The sequence below is a fragment of the Dyadobacter sp. NIV53 genome (assembly GCF_019711195.1).
Classification (GTDB): Bacteria; Bacteroidota; Bacteroidia; order Cytophagales; family Spirosomataceae; genus Dyadobacter.
Genome location: NZ_CP081299.1, coordinates 3451928 through 3467291 on the forward strand (window position 1 = coordinate 3451928; position 15364 = coordinate 3467291).

The 15364-nt window shown below is 39.7% G+C and carries 13 protein-coding genes; 7 read left to right on the forward strand and 6 right to left on the reverse strand.

From position 1 onward, the window contains the following. Window positions 1-5: 5 nt before the first annotated feature. From KZC02_RS13955 to argB, 3 genes are all read right to left on the reverse strand, one after another. Window positions 6-3353, reverse strand: coding sequence for a VCBS repeat-containing protein (locus tag KZC02_RS13955; protein WP_221394649.1), 3348 nt, complete (start codon window positions 3351-3353; stop codon window positions 6-8). A gap of 30 nt (window positions 3354-3383) precedes the next feature. Then, window positions 3384-4712 (reverse strand): cytochrome c, encoded by a 1329-nt coding sequence (locus tag KZC02_RS13960; RefSeq protein ID WP_221394650.1) that lies wholly within the window; start codon window positions 4710-4712, stop codon window positions 3384-3386. A gap of 134 nt (window positions 4713-4846) precedes the next feature. Further along, window positions 4847-5635 carry an acetylglutamate kinase gene (argB, locus tag KZC02_RS13965; protein WP_221394651.1) on the reverse strand — a complete coding sequence of 263 codons (789 nt, stop codon included), beginning with the start codon at window positions 5633-5635 and terminating at the stop codon, window positions 4847-4849. Between the two features lie 185 nt (window positions 5636-5820). On the opposite strand from argB, the gene KZC02_RS13970 reads away from it, so the two are divergent. Both KZC02_RS13970 and KZC02_RS13975 read left to right on the forward strand, forming a co-directional pair. Then, on the forward strand, window positions 5821-7917 hold the full coding sequence (locus KZC02_RS13970; protein ID WP_221394652.1) for a cytochrome c biogenesis protein CcdA: 2097 nt from the start codon (window positions 5821-5823) through the stop codon (window positions 7915-7917). A 48-nt stretch (window positions 7918-7965) separates the two neighbouring features. Beyond that, window positions 7966-8250 (forward strand): AAA family ATPase, encoded by a 285-nt coding sequence (locus KZC02_RS13975; protein ID WP_221394653.1) that lies wholly within the window; start codon window positions 7966-7968, stop codon window positions 8248-8250. A 360-nt stretch (window positions 8251-8610) separates the two neighbouring features. On the opposite strand, the gene KZC02_RS13980 is transcribed toward KZC02_RS13975, so the two are convergent. After that, window positions 8611-10068, reverse strand: coding sequence for a M48 family metalloprotease (locus tag KZC02_RS13980; protein WP_221394654.1), 1458 nt, complete (start codon window positions 10066-10068; stop codon window positions 8611-8613). 276 nt (window positions 10069-10344) lie between these two features. Between KZC02_RS13980 and KZC02_RS32925 the strand changes: the two genes are divergently transcribed. The 3 genes from KZC02_RS32925 to KZC02_RS13990 all read left to right on the forward strand — a co-directional run bounded on the left by KZC02_RS32925 (window position 10345) and on the right by KZC02_RS13990 (window position 12190). Further along, window positions 10345-10722: a hypothetical protein gene (locus KZC02_RS32925; protein ID WP_310590442.1), complete on the forward strand. Its 378-nt coding sequence runs from the start codon at window positions 10345-10347 to the stop codon at window positions 10720-10722. Continuing rightward, window positions 10719-11159, forward strand: a complete 441-nt coding sequence (locus KZC02_RS32930) for a hypothetical protein (RefSeq protein WP_310590443.1) — start codon at window positions 10719-10721, stop codon at window positions 11157-11159. Before KZC02_RS32925 ends, KZC02_RS32930 begins: the two co-directional genes overlap by 4 nt. Window positions 11160-11281: 122 nt before the next feature. Then, on the forward strand, window positions 11282-12190 hold the full coding sequence (locus KZC02_RS13990) for a TIGR01777 family oxidoreductase (RefSeq protein WP_221394655.1): 909 nt from the start codon (window positions 11282-11284) through the stop codon (window positions 12188-12190). A 170-nt stretch (window positions 12191-12360) separates the two neighbouring features. Here the strand turns inward: KZC02_RS13990 and KZC02_RS32935 are convergent, their stop codons facing one another. Both KZC02_RS32935 and KZC02_RS13995 read right to left on the reverse strand, forming a co-directional pair. After that, window positions 12361-12636: a hypothetical protein gene (locus tag KZC02_RS32935; RefSeq protein WP_310590444.1), complete on the reverse strand. Its 276-nt coding sequence runs from the start codon at window positions 12634-12636 to the stop codon at window positions 12361-12363. An 8-nt stretch (window positions 12637-12644) separates the two neighbouring features. After that, window positions 12645-13838 carry a M61 family peptidase gene (locus KZC02_RS13995; RefSeq protein ID WP_310590445.1) on the reverse strand — a complete coding sequence of 398 codons (1194 nt, stop codon included), beginning with the start codon at window positions 13836-13838 and terminating at the stop codon, window positions 12645-12647. Window positions 13839-13943: 105 nt separating this feature from the next. Here KZC02_RS13995 and KZC02_RS14000 point away from each other — a divergent pair, with 105 nt between their 5' ends. After that, on the forward strand, window positions 13944-14600 hold the full coding sequence (locus KZC02_RS14000) for a hypothetical protein (protein ID WP_221394656.1): 657 nt from the start codon (window positions 13944-13946) through the stop codon (window positions 14598-14600). Between the two features lie 66 nt (window positions 14601-14666). Beyond that, window positions 14667-15299 carry an acetyltransferase gene (locus KZC02_RS14005; RefSeq protein WP_221394657.1) on the forward strand — a complete coding sequence of 211 codons (633 nt, stop codon included), beginning with the start codon at window positions 14667-14669 and terminating at the stop codon, window positions 15297-15299. The last annotated feature ends 65 nt before the right edge of the window (window positions 15300-15364 follow it).

Consider the following 15364-nt stretch of genomic DNA (forward strand, 5'->3'; position numbering starts at 1 on the left):
TAGACTTATTTCTTGCTGCTATAATTAAAAATCAAGGGTTTTTGGTCGTTAACTGACAAGACTATACGCTTGCCATTAACAAGTACCATATTGCGTACATCGCCTGTCGCCCAAAATCCTGTTTCGGAAGGCTGCATGCTTTCAAATTGAAATGGAGCCGATTGCCGCAATACTGCTCCCGGTGAAGCATCGCAAGGCCCGAGCTGTACACGATAGGGAGAAAAATTACCCGCCAGTATTAAATCCTTTTTACCATCCAGATCAATATCAGTTACTATAGTACCGCTTACTCTGGAAAATTGGGCGTCGTTGGGTAATGCATGTATTTCAAAATGAAAATCCCCTTTGTTTTCTAATACAACACTTGCAAGTTGCCTGCAATACAAGACAGGACTCTGATTAATAGCTTCTTTACCAAAAATATCTTCAGCAGTTGCATCAGCATAGGAAATATAACTGGTATATTTTCTTTTCAGGGATACCATCTGATCCAGCATTTCATCCCTTGAAAACATAGGAAAGCTTTTATCGCCAATATAATATGTCAATACAGGATCTATGATCCCATTTTTATCAAAGTCATTGTAATATAGTGCCAGAGGTTTTTCCGGACTTGCTTTAAACTGATTGTTAAGCCCGCAATTACCCATTACAAAATCCATATCACCATCATTATCCAGATCAGCCGGAATGACTGATGCCCACATTCCCTCAGTATTTGCAAGTTCCGGAATCATTACTTCTTCCATTCCTGTACCTGTATTTTTAAAAGCCCTGATCTTCATCCAGTCACCAGCTAATAATAAATCCGGCTTTCCATCTTTATCCAGATCTTCAAAAGATACTGCGGTGATCATACCCGGATTGAGAAGATTTTTATCCCATTTTTCGGTCACATCTGTAAATTTCAAATTCTTTCCCTGAGATTCATTCAATAGTATGTAACTTCTTGCAGCCACTGGAAAAGAACCTGGAACCGCCCTCCCACCAACAAAAAGATCCAGATCACCATCTCCGTCAATGTCTGCGCTTTGTACACATTGTTTGGGATTTTTCATGGATGGCAAAGCCAGAATCGATTCCTCAAAATTTCCTCCTCCTGTATTTATATAAATGTGATCACGGTATTCAGCTGCCTGTTCTTCAAATTCATTTCCCCCGCTCACTACATAAAGATCAAGATCCCCGTCGTGGTCAGCATCAAAAAAATGTGCAGAAACTTCTTCACAGAAAACGTTCCCACGCCAGGGTTGTGTTGCAGCTCCCTGAAAAGAACCGTCGGCCTTCTGTATATACAACACACCAAACTGGCCCGAAGCACCACCAAAAAAAAGATCATCCAGCCCATCACCATTTACATCACCCTTGGCTAATGCCGGCCCCATCTTAGAAAGCTGGTATGGCAATAAAACTTCAACTTTGAAATCTACAAATTCATTTTCATGGTGTATAAAGTCTATACCGATCTGTTCGGATGGCACTTTTTCAAACATTGGTTTTAATGCAGATACAGGATTTAATATTTGCTGCATTTTAGCATCAGTTTCTTTTAAGACCAATATATTTTCAACCGGATTAATTATCCTGGAAACGGCACCAGACGGCCATATTACTTTAACTGAATCTATTTTCCCCGAATTACCGAGCCCAAAATGGAGATTTGTGCTTACCGAAGACTGGTAACCTCTTACCGGATACAATTCTGAATATTGCATTTTGCCATCCGCATAAATCCAGGCTTTGCTGCCCAACGCAACTGTATTCAATCCGGCTCCGGTCAGTTTTAAAGTAAGACTTTTTCCCTTTGAATTATTCTGATAAATAGTAACCGGCTCATTGACATTTGAAATGATAATATCCAGATCACCATCACCGTCAAAATCAGCATAAGCAGCCGCATTCGAAACATTCTCTTCCGTTAATCCCCAATCTTTTGATACATCCTCAAAAGCATATAACCCTTTTTCCTGCGCATTCCGGTATATATATTTTCGGAGTTTATTGGAAGGCATTTTTTGCACCAGGCCGTAAGTTTTAAAATCAAGATTGCCTTTTGCAACTTCTTTCATCTGTTCGTCGGATACAGTATATTTCAAAAAATCCATATCAGTAAAATCCCTCAGATAACCGTTGGTGATCAGCAGATCTTTCCATCCGTCATTATCAAGGTCTGCCATAAGTCCGGACCAGCTCCAATCTGTATTGGATATGCCCGACAACTGCCCTATTTCACTAAACCTGATATTTCCATCCTGATCCTTCCCTCTGTTCAATTGAAGCATATTACGCATATTCTGATGGTAATAGCCGCTATCCAGTAAGAGATGATACTGATCATACAAGTCGGGGCCTTTCAGAAGTTTTTGCCGGTGATTGTCTTCCGGTAACATATCCAAAGTCAGAACATCCGGCCTGCCATCATTGTTAAAATCTGCAACATCCGCTCCCATTGAGAACTTGGAAACGTGCGAAAAGGACTTTTTCAATGACTCTGTAAATGTTCCGTTCCTGTTATTGACATAGTAGCAGTCAACTTCTGTATAATCACTCGTGGTGTAAATATCCGGCCATCCGTCCTGATTGATATCAGCAACAATTACACTCAAACCGAAGTTTAAAGCATTGTTAATAATGCCCGCTTTTCGGGTAACATCCTGAAATTTAAGTTTCCCGTTTTCACTGATATTTTCAAACAGACGGTTTCCAAAATATGGATTATATATGGACCGCATTTCTTTAGTATTCAAAAAGGGATTAACGCTGTGATTTGAATGATTCAATAAAAACATATCCAGATCGCCATCCTTATCATAATCAAAAAATGCCGCCTGCGTAGATTGTGAACCAATGGCATTCAGGCCCGATTCAACGGCCATTTCCTTGAAAACCGGTACGCCGTTTTTTATTCCCTGATTGATAAAAAGCTCGTTGTTCTTGTCAGAAATTTTTCTAAAAAACCCCGAATGACAAACATAAATATCAAGTAATCCATCGCCGTTCACGTCCGCCACGCTTACTCCGGTAGACCAGGTTCCATTTCCTTCAACTTTTGTCTTACGCGTTATATCTTCAAACAGGATTTTGCCATTGTCTGACTTATTCAGGTATAATTTATTGACAACGGTATTTCCCGAAATAAAAAGATCTGGTGAACCATCATTATTAAAGTCGCCAATCCCGATCCCGTTTCCATTATACAGATATTCGTATCTGAAAATGTGCAAGGAATCATTTTCCTCAATTTTATTTATAAAAGTTACTTTCGTATCCTTAGGAGATAACTTCGTGAACCGGGTTTGTGAGAAAACCGGGAAGGATAGAAAGCATGCAAAAAAAATGTAAAGTTTAGCCATTCAGCAAGAGATAATTACACGCCTCAAATCTTAATTCCACTTAAAAACAATCGAATCGTCCCCTACTTCGCGCTCTACATACATCAGCAGCAAAGTCAGCATTTCCTGATCACTCCGCATATTACCAGTCGACATAACCAGTTCAGGCGGATTGTGCGGATTCATGGCATTGGCAGTTGTATTGTCGTAGGTACCTTCTATGTGCACAACTGCTCCCTTGGGCAATAACAAAGGTTTTTTGTATTTGTAAATTTCCTGCCAGCGAAAATCCCATGACGGAATGTGTACAAGCTGGATAGTATCTCCGGCAGCAGTAGTGGCATAGGCCTTAAATTCTTTACCCAGCTGGTGCATGTGTGGCCAGGCATATAACAGCGACACATCCGGTTGATTATTGGCAACTCTTAACCGGAAAGATTTAACCTCATCGGCAAAGAGCATAAAAGGCGGCGAAATGTCTTTTTCTCCAATCCCGCCAGATCCCAGGCTTATCACTTTTACCTTCCTTTTTATAGGGGTTTGTTTGAAAAAAATATTCAGCCCATCCAGGCTTTCTGCGTCCAGAGAAGCCGGAGCAAAATGTACAGTCAGAAGTATAACTCCTCTTTTTGGCATCACCCATCCCATGTCGGCAGGATAGGTTTCCACTGTTGTTCCCGGAATCCAGCCTCCATAATAGGTCATTGATTTTTTATATTTTACCCACTCGTAATATTTGTCAGCGGACGGCCCGTTCAGATCAACAAAATCAATGGTGTTGTTCAGATCTATGGACATATCTTCTACCGGATGAATGGCGAAGTTGGCATGATGGATCAGCTTTTTATTATTGGAAGTAAATTCTATCGCTTCCACATTGGCTTCCTGACCAAGCTCAAATGGTATTTTAAACATCACAAACCGCTCCTCCCGGTCACCTTTTAATTGAAATCCGTCTTTCATTCGCAGCGACAGATCCGGCTTACGTTTATAAGCGGTCCCGGCATCTACCCGTTCCTGAATATCTTTTTCAAGTTTAAGATTTGGCTTGTTTTTCGGAGCTCCCGCGTCGATCCAGCTTGTAATTGTTTTAATGTCTTTTTCGCTGAGTGAACGGTCATTAGCAAAAGAATTGTAATGATTATCCGCTTTCCAGGGCGGCATATAACGACTCGTAATTACTTGTTTTATAAATTTCGAACGCTTATTAACATCATCAAAAGTGATGAGCGGAAATGGGGCTGCTTCGCCGGTTCTGTGGCAAGGAACGCAATTGGCATGAATTATCGGTTGTACATCTTTATAAAATTCGGGGGTTTGGGCCAGACAGACTTTGCCAAACATCATTAAAATTAAAGATATATATAATCGAAACAGCATTATATCAGTAGGTTACAGGCTAGCAATATAGCAAGTAAAATTAAATTTTAAAAAAATTTAAAAAGTACAGGAAGAGATTTGTCGTTTTAACCAAAAAACAGAATTTCTTAATATAAATATTTCTGATAATAATTCTAAGAAAGAGAAATGGAGGTTCCTGCCAAACTTTCTACTGCCTTAATTAATTCATCCGCATGGCAGATCGTAACTCTGCCTACGCCATCGTTTAAAGCAGCAAATGCATTGTCCAGTTTTGGGATCATACCTTTATAAATTACGCCGGAAGCTTTATATTCTGCATAATTTTCCGGAGTCAGGGAAGTAATTACTGCATCTTCGTCGTCAGGATCCGATAAAACCCCTTTCTTTTCAAAACAATAAATCAGGTTTACTTCATAATGCCTGGCCATAGCCACAGCAGTTGCAGAAGCCATTGTATCCGCATTGGTATTTAATAATAACCCGTCGGAGCTGTATGTAAGCGGTGCGATAACCGGAACAAGCTCGCTATTCAATAAAGCCTTGACCTGATTATCATTCACTTCTTCAATATCGCCAACAAAGCCGTAGTCAATTGTTTTTACAGGACGTTTTATTGAACGGATAATGCCGCCATCTGCACCGGTAAGGCCAATAGCGTTACAATCGTAAGATTGTAACTGAGCCACCAGATTTTTATTGACCAATCCGCCATACACCATCGTAACTACATCCAGCATCGGTTTATCCGTAATTCTTCGCCCTTCTACCATTTGTGTTTCTATCTGAAGTTTTGCTGCGATCTGGGTTGCTACCTTTCCTCCGCCATGCACCAGGATTTTAGGAAATGGTATTTTTGCAAAATCACTCAGAAATCTGGAACAGGCATCCGGATTGTCAATTACATTTCCTCCAATTTTTACTACATAAAGCGATTGAGACATGGTATGCGGGATTTTTGATTCAGTTTAAACTTTTCAAAGTTACAGATGTAGATTTGTCCCATGAATTTTTTTAAGAAAATTACGTTGAATTAAATAAGTCGGGCGAAAGCCCTATAAGTTTACTAGATAAAATAAATTTACAAACTGAATCGTAGTTTATTCAGCTCTTACCATCGATATATCAGATGAACCGTATTATTTTTCTTTCTTTTCTTTTTTGCACATTTCTGGTAAAAGCCAGCTCATTTGCGCAAATTCAAAAAGCCAAAGCACACTGGACTTACACATTTTCAAAAAATGAGGTAAAAAAAGGTGAAACCATAGATCTGATCTACACCGCAGTTATTGACAACGAATGGTACATGTATTCGTCCGATTTTGATCCGGATCTGGGGCCCATGCTTACCACTTTTACTTATGAAAAAAACAATTCATTTGAATTGGTCGGTAAATTAAAACCTCAGAATCCAAAGGAAAAGTTTGAAGAAGTCTGGGGTGGAAAGGTTCGTTATTTTGATAAAAAGGCAGTTTTTAAACAAACTATCAAAGTACTGGCCGACAATCCGGCCATTAAAGGAAGTTCAGAATACCAGACTTGCAGCCATACGAACGGGCTTTGTATTCCGGGTAATGAAGATTTTGAATTTAAAGGACTTAAAGTAATAGCTGGTGTAACTTCGGAACCTAATGTCGGAGCTGCAAAACCAACAGATTCTACGGTCACAGAAACATCAGCTTCTTCAAATACAGCTTCCACTGATTCTATTAAAACTGCCGATGTTACGTCCACTGATTCTATTTCCAATTCGCCGACCAACACTGCTGAAATTAAAACAGCAACGGCCAACGCTCCTGTAACTGATAAATCTTTATGGGCATTTGCCCTTGCCGCATTTGCAGCCGGACTGGTTGCATTGCTCACACCGTGCGTTTTCCCGATCATCCCGATGACAGTCAGTTATTTTACCAATCAGGAAAACGGAAAGGTAAAAGCACTTTTGTACGGCTTTTCAATTGTATTTATTTATACTTTGATAGGAACAGTCGTTTCCCGTATCAACGGGCCTGCTTTTGCTAACTTCCTCAGTACACACTGGTTTCCGAATCTGCTGTTTTTCGCTATCTTTTTTGTTTTTGGTTTATCCTTTCTTGGCCTTTTTGAAATTGTTTTGCCAAGTGGATTTGTAAATAAAATGGATGCAAAAGCCGATAAGGGAGGTTACGCAGGAATTTTCTTTATGGCATTTACGCTGGTTCTGGTTTCCTTTTCGTGTACCGGCCCCATTGTTGGCAGTTTGCTTGTAGCTTCTGCTGGCGGTGAAGTTGTGAAACCTATTATTGGTATGGCAGCTTTTTCATCCGCATTTGCTATCCCGTTTACGCTATTTGCATTATTCCCGCAATGGTTGAAATCTCTGCCGAAATCCGGCGGCTGGCTGAATACGGTAAAAGTGGTTCTGGGATTTCTGGAACTGGCTTTGGCACTCAAATTTTTCAGTATCGCCGATCAGGTTTATCACTGGCGATTGCTTGACAGAGAAGTTTATCTGGCATTCTGGATTGTGATTTTTGCTATGCTGGGTTTTTATTTTTTAGGAAAAATCCGCACACCACACGATTCTGCCGTTGAAAGTGTAAGTGTTCCAAAGCTTTTAATGGCCATTCTGACTTTCACTTTTGTGATCTATATGGTTCCCGGGATGTGGGGTGCACCGTTAAAAGCATTGGCTGGCTACCTTCCTCCGCAATCCACCCTGGATTTTGACCTGAGCAAAAGAAGTACAGGCGTTTCCCCATCGGCTTCGTCCGGAGAAGTGAAAAAATATGCAGACCTGTTTCACTTACCGCATGAACTCGATGGTTTCTTTGATTACAAAGAAGCTTTGGCTTATGCTAAAAAAGTAAACAAACCTGTTTTTATTGACTTTACAGGCCACGGCTGCGTGAATTGCCGTGAAATGGAAGCTCGTGTATGGTCAGATCCGGCCGTGTTGAAACGCCTGGAAAGTGATTATGTAATCGTTGCACTTTATATTGACGATAAAACGGAATTACCGGAATCGGAATGGTATACTTCCAAATATGACAATAAGATCAAAAAAACCATTGGAGCTCAAAACGGTGATTTGCAGATCGTGAAATACAATAACAACGCACAGCCTCATTACTGTCTTGTAGACCATGAAGGAAATCTGCTGGTACCGCCCAAAAACTACGATTTGAACCCTGCCAATTTTGCTGCATTTCTGGATAGTGGAAAAGGAATTTTTGCTAAGAAGTAACATAGCACCATCCTTGTAAATTTAACGGTGAGCATTAAATTTACAAGGATGATAAAACGAGGAGCACAATCTTACATAGCAAACTTACTCCGGACATTTCCGGCAGTAGCAATTCTTGGACCACGGCAGGTTGGCAAAACTACATTAGCACATTTACTTGCTGCAAAAATATCTCCTGAGCCAATTTATCTGGATCTTGAAATTGCATCTGATCTTGCCAAACTTAAAGAACCTGAGCTTTATTTTGAGAATCATGACGACAGAACTATCATTCTGGATGAGATACAACGTGTTCCTGAAATATCATTGAGATCAATCATAAAAAAATTGTAGCAATTGAAATAAAAAGATCGCTTTCTCCTTCCTTAACAAAAGGATTTATTCTTGGTTGTGAAGATATAAAAGCAACACACAAATATTTTGTATATCCCGGAAAAGAGAAATTCCGTTTATCAAAAGACGTTTCGGCAATTTCATTAACAGGGATGAGGAAGGAATTAGATGCGCTTATCAATGAATAAAATCAATTGCCGGAAATTTACAGGATGCCATTTTATTCTAAATATTTGGTTCGGTAAAAAATAAATTTGTTAATACTTTCCACAGGCGGCATTTTCAGATATAAACATAAAAAACCTGCAAAACTTTCGTTTTGCAGGCAGATGAACCTCAAATCATTTTCTTTATAACTTCTTAATTCCCAAGTGTTTTGATCAGCATTCCCTTTTCAACTTTTGCCGTCAGCTCCATTCCATTCAGGATTGACAAATCATCAAGTTTATTGTCTGGCATATTGTTGGCTTTTAATGCTTCACGTAATGTTCCGGCATTTTGTACCGTTTTGATGTGAATCCGTTCAGGTTGACGGTTTAATTTAGAAGGATCCGTCAATGCTTTAAATCCCTGTGCAACTGATTTGAACTGATTAAAATTTGCTCCGAAATCTGCACTTGCTGCAACTCCGTGAATAGCATAAATAGAACCGTTATATTGGATCAGCCAGCTTGCAACCTGTGCTGCATTGGCTGCGGCAGCCGTTTGTCCCTGTGCTACCTGCGTTGCAACCATAGCAATTGCAGGATTTCCATTAATGGTCACTTTATTATTTTCTGATACCTGCAGGCTATAATTTTTGATCACGGCCTGTGCTGCTTCATCCAGTGATTTTCCTTCAGCCAATGTAAACAGCATCATGGCTTTTCCATCCTTAGAAGCCATCTGGAATTGTGCGGGTGTATTTTCAGACTGCCAGTCAGCAGGGACAGGAAACTGAAATTTCAGCTCCGGATGATAAAATTGTCCGCCTTCAACAAATCCCTGTTTTGGATCAATACCATAAATAAGTCCTTCAATTTTGCGTAAATAACTATCACGGTTCACATTGTATTTTGCCTGATGTGCACTCTGATAGCCGGTTGCAAGTTTTTCTACCGTTACCTGGCGATTGCCTGGATCAGGGTGTGTCGACTGGAAAGTTGGAATATTTGCTCCGCTCTTAGCACTGATTTTCTTCAATGTTCCAAAAAAATCAGCCATTTGATGTGCATCATATCCAATCTTGCTTGAATATTCCACGCCCAGTTCATCCGATTGGCTTTCATGATCACGGCTGTATTTCAGCAATAATAAACCCAAACCTTGTGAAGCCTGGTCAGCCATGCTCCTAAAAGTTGGAGACAGAACAGAGCCTGCCAATAAAACACCTTGGGTAAAAACCTGCTTAGTCTGCTGACTGGCAGAATGACGTGCAGCAATATGACCGATTTCGTGGCCTAAAACGCCTGCAAATTCTGCTTCATTATTGAAGTGCGCCATAATTCCTCTGGTGAAATAAACGTAACCGCCAGGGACGGCAAAGGCATTTACAACCGGGGAATCAACAATAAAAAACTGATAAGTTACTTCCGGCCGGTGCGAAATTTTGCCCATAGCCTTACCTTTTTCATTTATAAATGCAGTCAGGTTTTTATCGTCATACAACCCCATAGATGCTACAACAGAAGGATGAGATTCGGCGCCTAATGCTTTCTCTTTGTCCTCGGACATGAAGATAATCTCCTTTTTTCCTGTCACCGGATTTTTTGAGCATCCTGATAAGATCCCGGTTGCCAAAAGACAACCAAGAATTTGTAACTGAACTTTCATTTTCATAAAATTAACGAATGATTTTTGTTAGCGAGTTGTCAAAAATTAAACAAATCCTTCCCCCATTAGGAAAGAATCATGCCAAAGATAATATTCCTTATACGTTGAATTGATGAAGTTGTAACGATTATCGCTATAACTTCCTATTTGACGGTTATATTTTAAAAATATCTGAATCCTAATATTATATTATCTTCGCCCAATCCAACAGACAATACGCCGGCCCTGTCATCACATCAGTAAACTTATTTGTGAGCATGCTTTTTGTATATTATTTAAAATATGATTTCTAAAAAGAGCACTTTCAGCTTATTACCTTCCTGGCTAATACGATTCGATTTCCTCGGAATATTTGAAAAAGATCCTTTTGGTAATTATCTGACGATCAAACGGTTTTTTATTTTTGTAATAGGCTGGTTTACTTATTACAGATATACCGCTGTTAATAAAATAAGGATAGAAGGAAGCGACCAGCTCATTAATCTTCCCGACCATGGCGTTCTTTTTTTATCCAATCACCAGACGTATTTTGCCGACGTTATCGCATTTTATCACATTTTCTGTGCAACCAAATGGGGCTATAAAGATACGATTTCGCCTCCTTTTTACTTGTTTTCCCCCGCGCGCGCTGCTATTATGTTGCTGCGGCCGAAACGATGAAAGAAGGCGGAATATTACCAAAACTTTTCAGCATGGGCGGAGCGATTACCATAGACCGTTCCTGGCGTGCAAATGGTGAAAATGTAAAACGACAACTGGATAACTCTGCTCAGGATAAAATCGGAATGGGGCTGAACCATGGCTGGGTTGTAAGTTTTCCGCAAGGCACCACCAAACCATATGCACCTGTCCGAAAAGGCACTGCTTATTTGATCAAAGAGCATCAGCCAATCGTTATTCCTGTGGTTATAAATGGTTTCAGGAGGGCTTTCGATAAAAAAGGATTGCGGTTCAAAAAGCGTAATACCAAACTGACCGTTCATTTTAAAGCTCCTATGCATTTCCTGCCCGACGAATCTCTGGAAAGCATCATTGAACGTGTAACAAAAGCGATTGAACAGGAAGCTCCCGAAAACAGCTCCCTTGCGGCTTCTTAGTTTCAAGTCTGGCAGATTCAGAGCCGAATCAAAGAAAAATAACTTTGGTATGCTTTTTATCCATTTCTATGTGGTTCTTTGAAAAACACGGAATCAATTAATGTATTTCAAAATCCCTTAGAATGAGCCAGAAAATATTGATTACCGGCGGAACCGGCTTAATAGGAAAACGATTAACAGAAATGTTACTGCTAAAAGGATATGAAGTAGCTTATCTGAGCAGAAAAAAGAAAGATATTCCGTCGGTAAAAGTGTTTGAATGGAATGTTGAAAAAGGATATATAGAAGAAGGAGCACTTGAAAATCTGGACTATCTCATACATTTGGCGGGAGAAGGTGTAGCAGATGGCCGCTGGACGGAAGAACGTAAAAAAGTAATTATTTCGAGCCGTACTGAAACAATCGGATTGATTGGAAAAAAGTTAAAAGAAAAGAATATTTTACCAAAAGCACTTATTTCAGCATCCGGAAGCAATTATTATCCCGAAGGCGACCAACATCATACAGAAGGATCACCAGCTGGTAATGGCTTTTTGTCACATGTTACAATTGAATGGGAAAAGGCAGCAAATTCAATCAAAGAGCTTGGTGTAAGAACTGTAATTCTGCGTACCGGGGTCGTATTGAGTAATAAAGGCGGTGCTATTCCTCAAATGGCTTTGCCGGCAAAATTCGGATTCGGCGCTCCGCTGGGTACCGGTAAGCAATATATTTCATGGATTCACATTGATGATATTTGCTCCATGTATCTGGCTGCAATTGAAAATGAAACATGGAACGGAGTTTATAACGCTATTGCCGCTCCACCAGTTACAAATGAAGAATTAACAAAACAGATATGCATCGCGCTTGACAAACCGCAATGGTTTCCAAATGTTCCTGCTTTTGCACTCAAACTGGCTTTTGGGGAAATGGCTCATGTCGTCCTCGGCAGTAATTATGTAGTCAACAAGCGTATTAAAGAAGAAACGGATTTCAAGTATAAATTCGCTGACTTGGATGTGGCGTTGAAAGAAGTTCTTTCTAAATGACTTCAGCCGTTGGCAACCAGCTTTCGGCTTTACTAGAATGAGATTATACTGAGTTTTCCAGATAAATGGCAAGTACCAGCGGACGCAGTGCCAATGCTCAAAAATTTTATTAATTCTATAAACTTAACATACTTCAGGACTGAAAGCTGATTGCCGAAAGCTGACTGCAGTTATTGTACACTTGCCAGCCACTTTTCTCTTTCTGGATTTGTTCCGAAATTATCCAGTACATTCAGCTGAATAGTACCGTTGTTTAATATTTCCATTTGTAATCCTACAAAAGTTAGTGCTTCATTTAGATGTATTTCTAAGGGATCGTTGGTAAAAATACAGTTGTTCCAATACCATTCCAGCGATTCGCCTGCTACTTCTTCAGCAATATTAATGTAATCTTCCAGCGTATAGCCGATAAATGGTTTGCCAAAACGAAGCCATAACAAACGCATAATATCGTCTAATGACTGCTTATGGTCTGTTTTTTTCTAATATATAGATCCAGGATGAGTGATACCAAAGCACCTTTTTGATAAACTGAGACTTTGCGGTTTGGAATTCCTTTTTCATAACCATCCAACCACAGATCAAAAGATGAATCGGTCAGCGATTGCGTAGAAGCCGCACTGCTTTCAAAATGCCGCTTCATATAAACCTGCAATTCTTTAATGTAAGCTTCTTCATCAAAAATGCCGGCTCGTTTCAGAAATAGGTCTCCATAATAAGTGGTGCAACCCTCGGCAACAAAACAGGTCCGGAAATAATTTTCTTTAGTAAAATCATAAGGTAAAAGTTCTTTGGGACGAATCCTGATAATATTCCAGGCATGAAATAATTCATGGGAACTAACACCCAACAGATCCGTATATAACCCTTCTCCTTCATCATCCGGCCCAAGTACGATCATAGTCGAATTGCGATGCTCTACACCGTGATAGTAAGCAGTTGGCAGGATCAGGTTCAGAAAGTGGTAATTGCTTTCGGGAAATTCCCGCATCGTGGCAATTTGTTCTTCGGAAAATCTTTGAAAATCATTTTCTATACGTTTCCAGTCAGGAAGTAAATTTCCCTGTATCCACACGGTAAAAGAAATTCTGCCCGCTTTGTATTCACATTTCTGCAAATTTGCTGATGCAAGTAACGGACTATCTACGAGTTCATAGAAATTCCCGGCAGCCAAAATACCGCCGTATACAGTAGGAATATTGTTAACGATTTCCCAAAACGGAGAAAGACCACAAGCAATATCAAACCCTTCCGGTAAATCTAATTTAACTATGCATGGATCATTGATCCGCCCTTCTGTATACATACAGAAATTGATAAAATTAAGATACCACAACTCGTTATCGACATAACTGGTACCTGCATTTTGAACAGCAGAATAATATGAATACCGAATCTGAACTTCACTTTCCCCTTCGGTTTCAACACGCCAGCGATCTTTGGTTAGTTTGGTAAGCAATAGTTTCTGACCGGATCGTGAAATGGCTTCAATAAATTGAATATTTTTGGCAAAATTCTGAATTTCGTAACGTCCTGGCCTCCATGCCGGAAGCTGTACTTCAATGTAATTACTAACAATGTCAGGGATTGTGTAAATAATAGATAGAAGATGTGAATCAGGATCGGTTACAGAAATTTGATAGTGCATAAAAAATAAGAGTGATAAAAGCGGCCCGCAAATGGTTTTATTGATAAACCAAAAAGCAGGTTTATTACGTTAGTGGTAACAATAATATAAATAAACGAATTTCAAATGAAAAGTAAAATCCTCTTCACATGCTTTTTTGTAGTTGTCCTCTTGTCCGGCTATAAGGTGTCAGCACAAAATGACGAATATTACCGTCCGGATTCTCTAAAAAACAAAAATGAGGAAAGAAGAGAAATTCCTCCTGTTGAAAAACGGGAAACAACAGAAAAGAAAAAAGATGTCGAATTCGGGCAACAGCCGTTTATTGACAGAGTAAGATTGGGAGGCAGCTTTGGATTGAGCCTTGGAACTTTCACCAACATAAACTTGTCACCAATGGCAGGTTATCAGATAACCGAAAAACTGGTTGGCGGAGTTGGCGTAACAGGGATGTATTTTCGTTCAAAGTATTACGGTGTCAATTCGATCTATTATGGCGGACGCGCATTTCTGATGTATGCAGTAGTGCCCATGGTCAATATCATTGCCGAATACGAAACAATGAATGTAGAGGCTGATACATTTATAAAATATGATGCCCGTAAATGGATTTCATCACCGATGCTGGGAGCTTCTTATTCACAGCCAATTAATGCCCGTTTTACTAAATCGGTACATTTTACTGCCCTTTTTAATTTTAATTATAACAATCAGATAGACGATTACGGAAACAATATTTCTCCATACGGGAGCCCTTTTGTATTTCGTATAACGTTTCTTTAAAATAATACAACTTGTTACAAATCAGTTTCTCATTGTTTCTGATCCGATAACATCAATATAAATAATATGGAAAACCCGGTTTTAATTTTTGGCGCAGGCGATCTTGGAGTACAGGCATTGGATATTTTTAAACGTAATCATGTACTGGTATATGGCCTGCTGGACGACAATAAGGAATTGCATGGAAAAGAGTTTGTCGATGTAAGTGTTTTGGGAGATACCGAGGATAGTGGATTTCTTAATATTATAGGCCCGAAATGTGAAGCATTCATTGCCATTGGCGAACGTTCTGTGCGTGAACGACTGGTAGAAACGCTGAACGACGAGCGGAAAATGATGCCTGTCAATGCAATTCATGACACTTCTGTTATTTCTGAAATGGCAGAAATCGGACATGGAAACCTGATTGCAGCCAGGGTAACCATTGGACCGAAAACGAAAATTGGCAGTCATTGTCTTGTTCAGACATCATCTGTACTTGACACCTGGGTAAAAGTCGGTGATTTTGTAACTATAGGGGCAGGAGCTGTAATTAATGACAGGGTAATAATTGGAGACGGCGCATTTATCGGATCAGGTGCGATAATCATTTCCGGGATTGAAATTGGCAAAAATGCCCGTATTGGAGCCGGATCAGTGGTAATAGAAAATGTACCGGCCAAAGCCACTTACTTTGGTAATCCGGCTAAGAAGGTCTGAGTTTTATTGAGTTTTTCTCAGATCCATCAGGAAACTTATAACACTTCATCAAAAATAAATAATCA

Coding starts and splice junctions, on each gene's coding strand:
- KZC02_RS13955 (WP_221394649.1), bottom strand. CDS start 3,353: ATGGCTAAACTTTACATTTTTTTTGCATGCTTTCTATCCTTCCCGGTT.
- KZC02_RS13960 (WP_221394650.1), bottom strand. CDS start 4,712: ATGCTGTTTCGATTATATATATCTTTAATTTTAATGATGTTTGGCAAA.
- argB (WP_221394651.1), bottom strand. CDS start 5,635: ATGTCTCAATCGCTTTATGTAGTAAAAATTGGAGGAAATGTAATTGAC.
- KZC02_RS13970 (WP_221394652.1), top strand. CDS start 5,821: ATGAACCGTATTATTTTTCTTTCTTTTCTTTTTTGCACATTTCTGGTA.
- KZC02_RS13975 (WP_221394653.1), top strand. CDS start 7,966: ATGATAAAACGAGGAGCACAATCTTACATAGCAAACTTACTCCGGACA.
- KZC02_RS13980 (WP_221394654.1), bottom strand. CDS start 10,068: ATGAAAATGAAAGTTCAGTTACAAATTCTTGGTTGTCTTTTGGCAACC.
- KZC02_RS32925 (WP_310590442.1), top strand. CDS start 10,345: ATGATTTCTAAAAAGAGCACTTTCAGCTTATTACCTTCCTGGCTAATA.
- KZC02_RS32930 (WP_310590443.1), top strand. CDS start 10,719: ATGAAAGAAGGCGGAATATTACCAAAACTTTTCAGCATGGGCGGAGCG.
- KZC02_RS13990 (WP_221394655.1), top strand. CDS start 11,282: ATGAGCCAGAAAATATTGATTACCGGCGGAACCGGCTTAATAGGAAAA.
- KZC02_RS32935 (WP_310590444.1), bottom strand. CDS start 12,636: ATGCGTTTGTTATGGCTTCGTTTTGGCAAACCATTTATCGGCTATACG.
- KZC02_RS13995 (WP_310590445.1), bottom strand. CDS start 13,838: ATGCACTATCAAATTTCTGTAACCGATCCTGATTCACATCTTCTATCT.
- KZC02_RS14000 (WP_221394656.1), top strand. CDS start 13,944: ATGAAAAGTAAAATCCTCTTCACATGCTTTTTTGTAGTTGTCCTCTTG.
- KZC02_RS14005 (WP_221394657.1), top strand. CDS start 14,667: ATGGAAAACCCGGTTTTAATTTTTGGCGCAGGCGATCTTGGAGTACAG.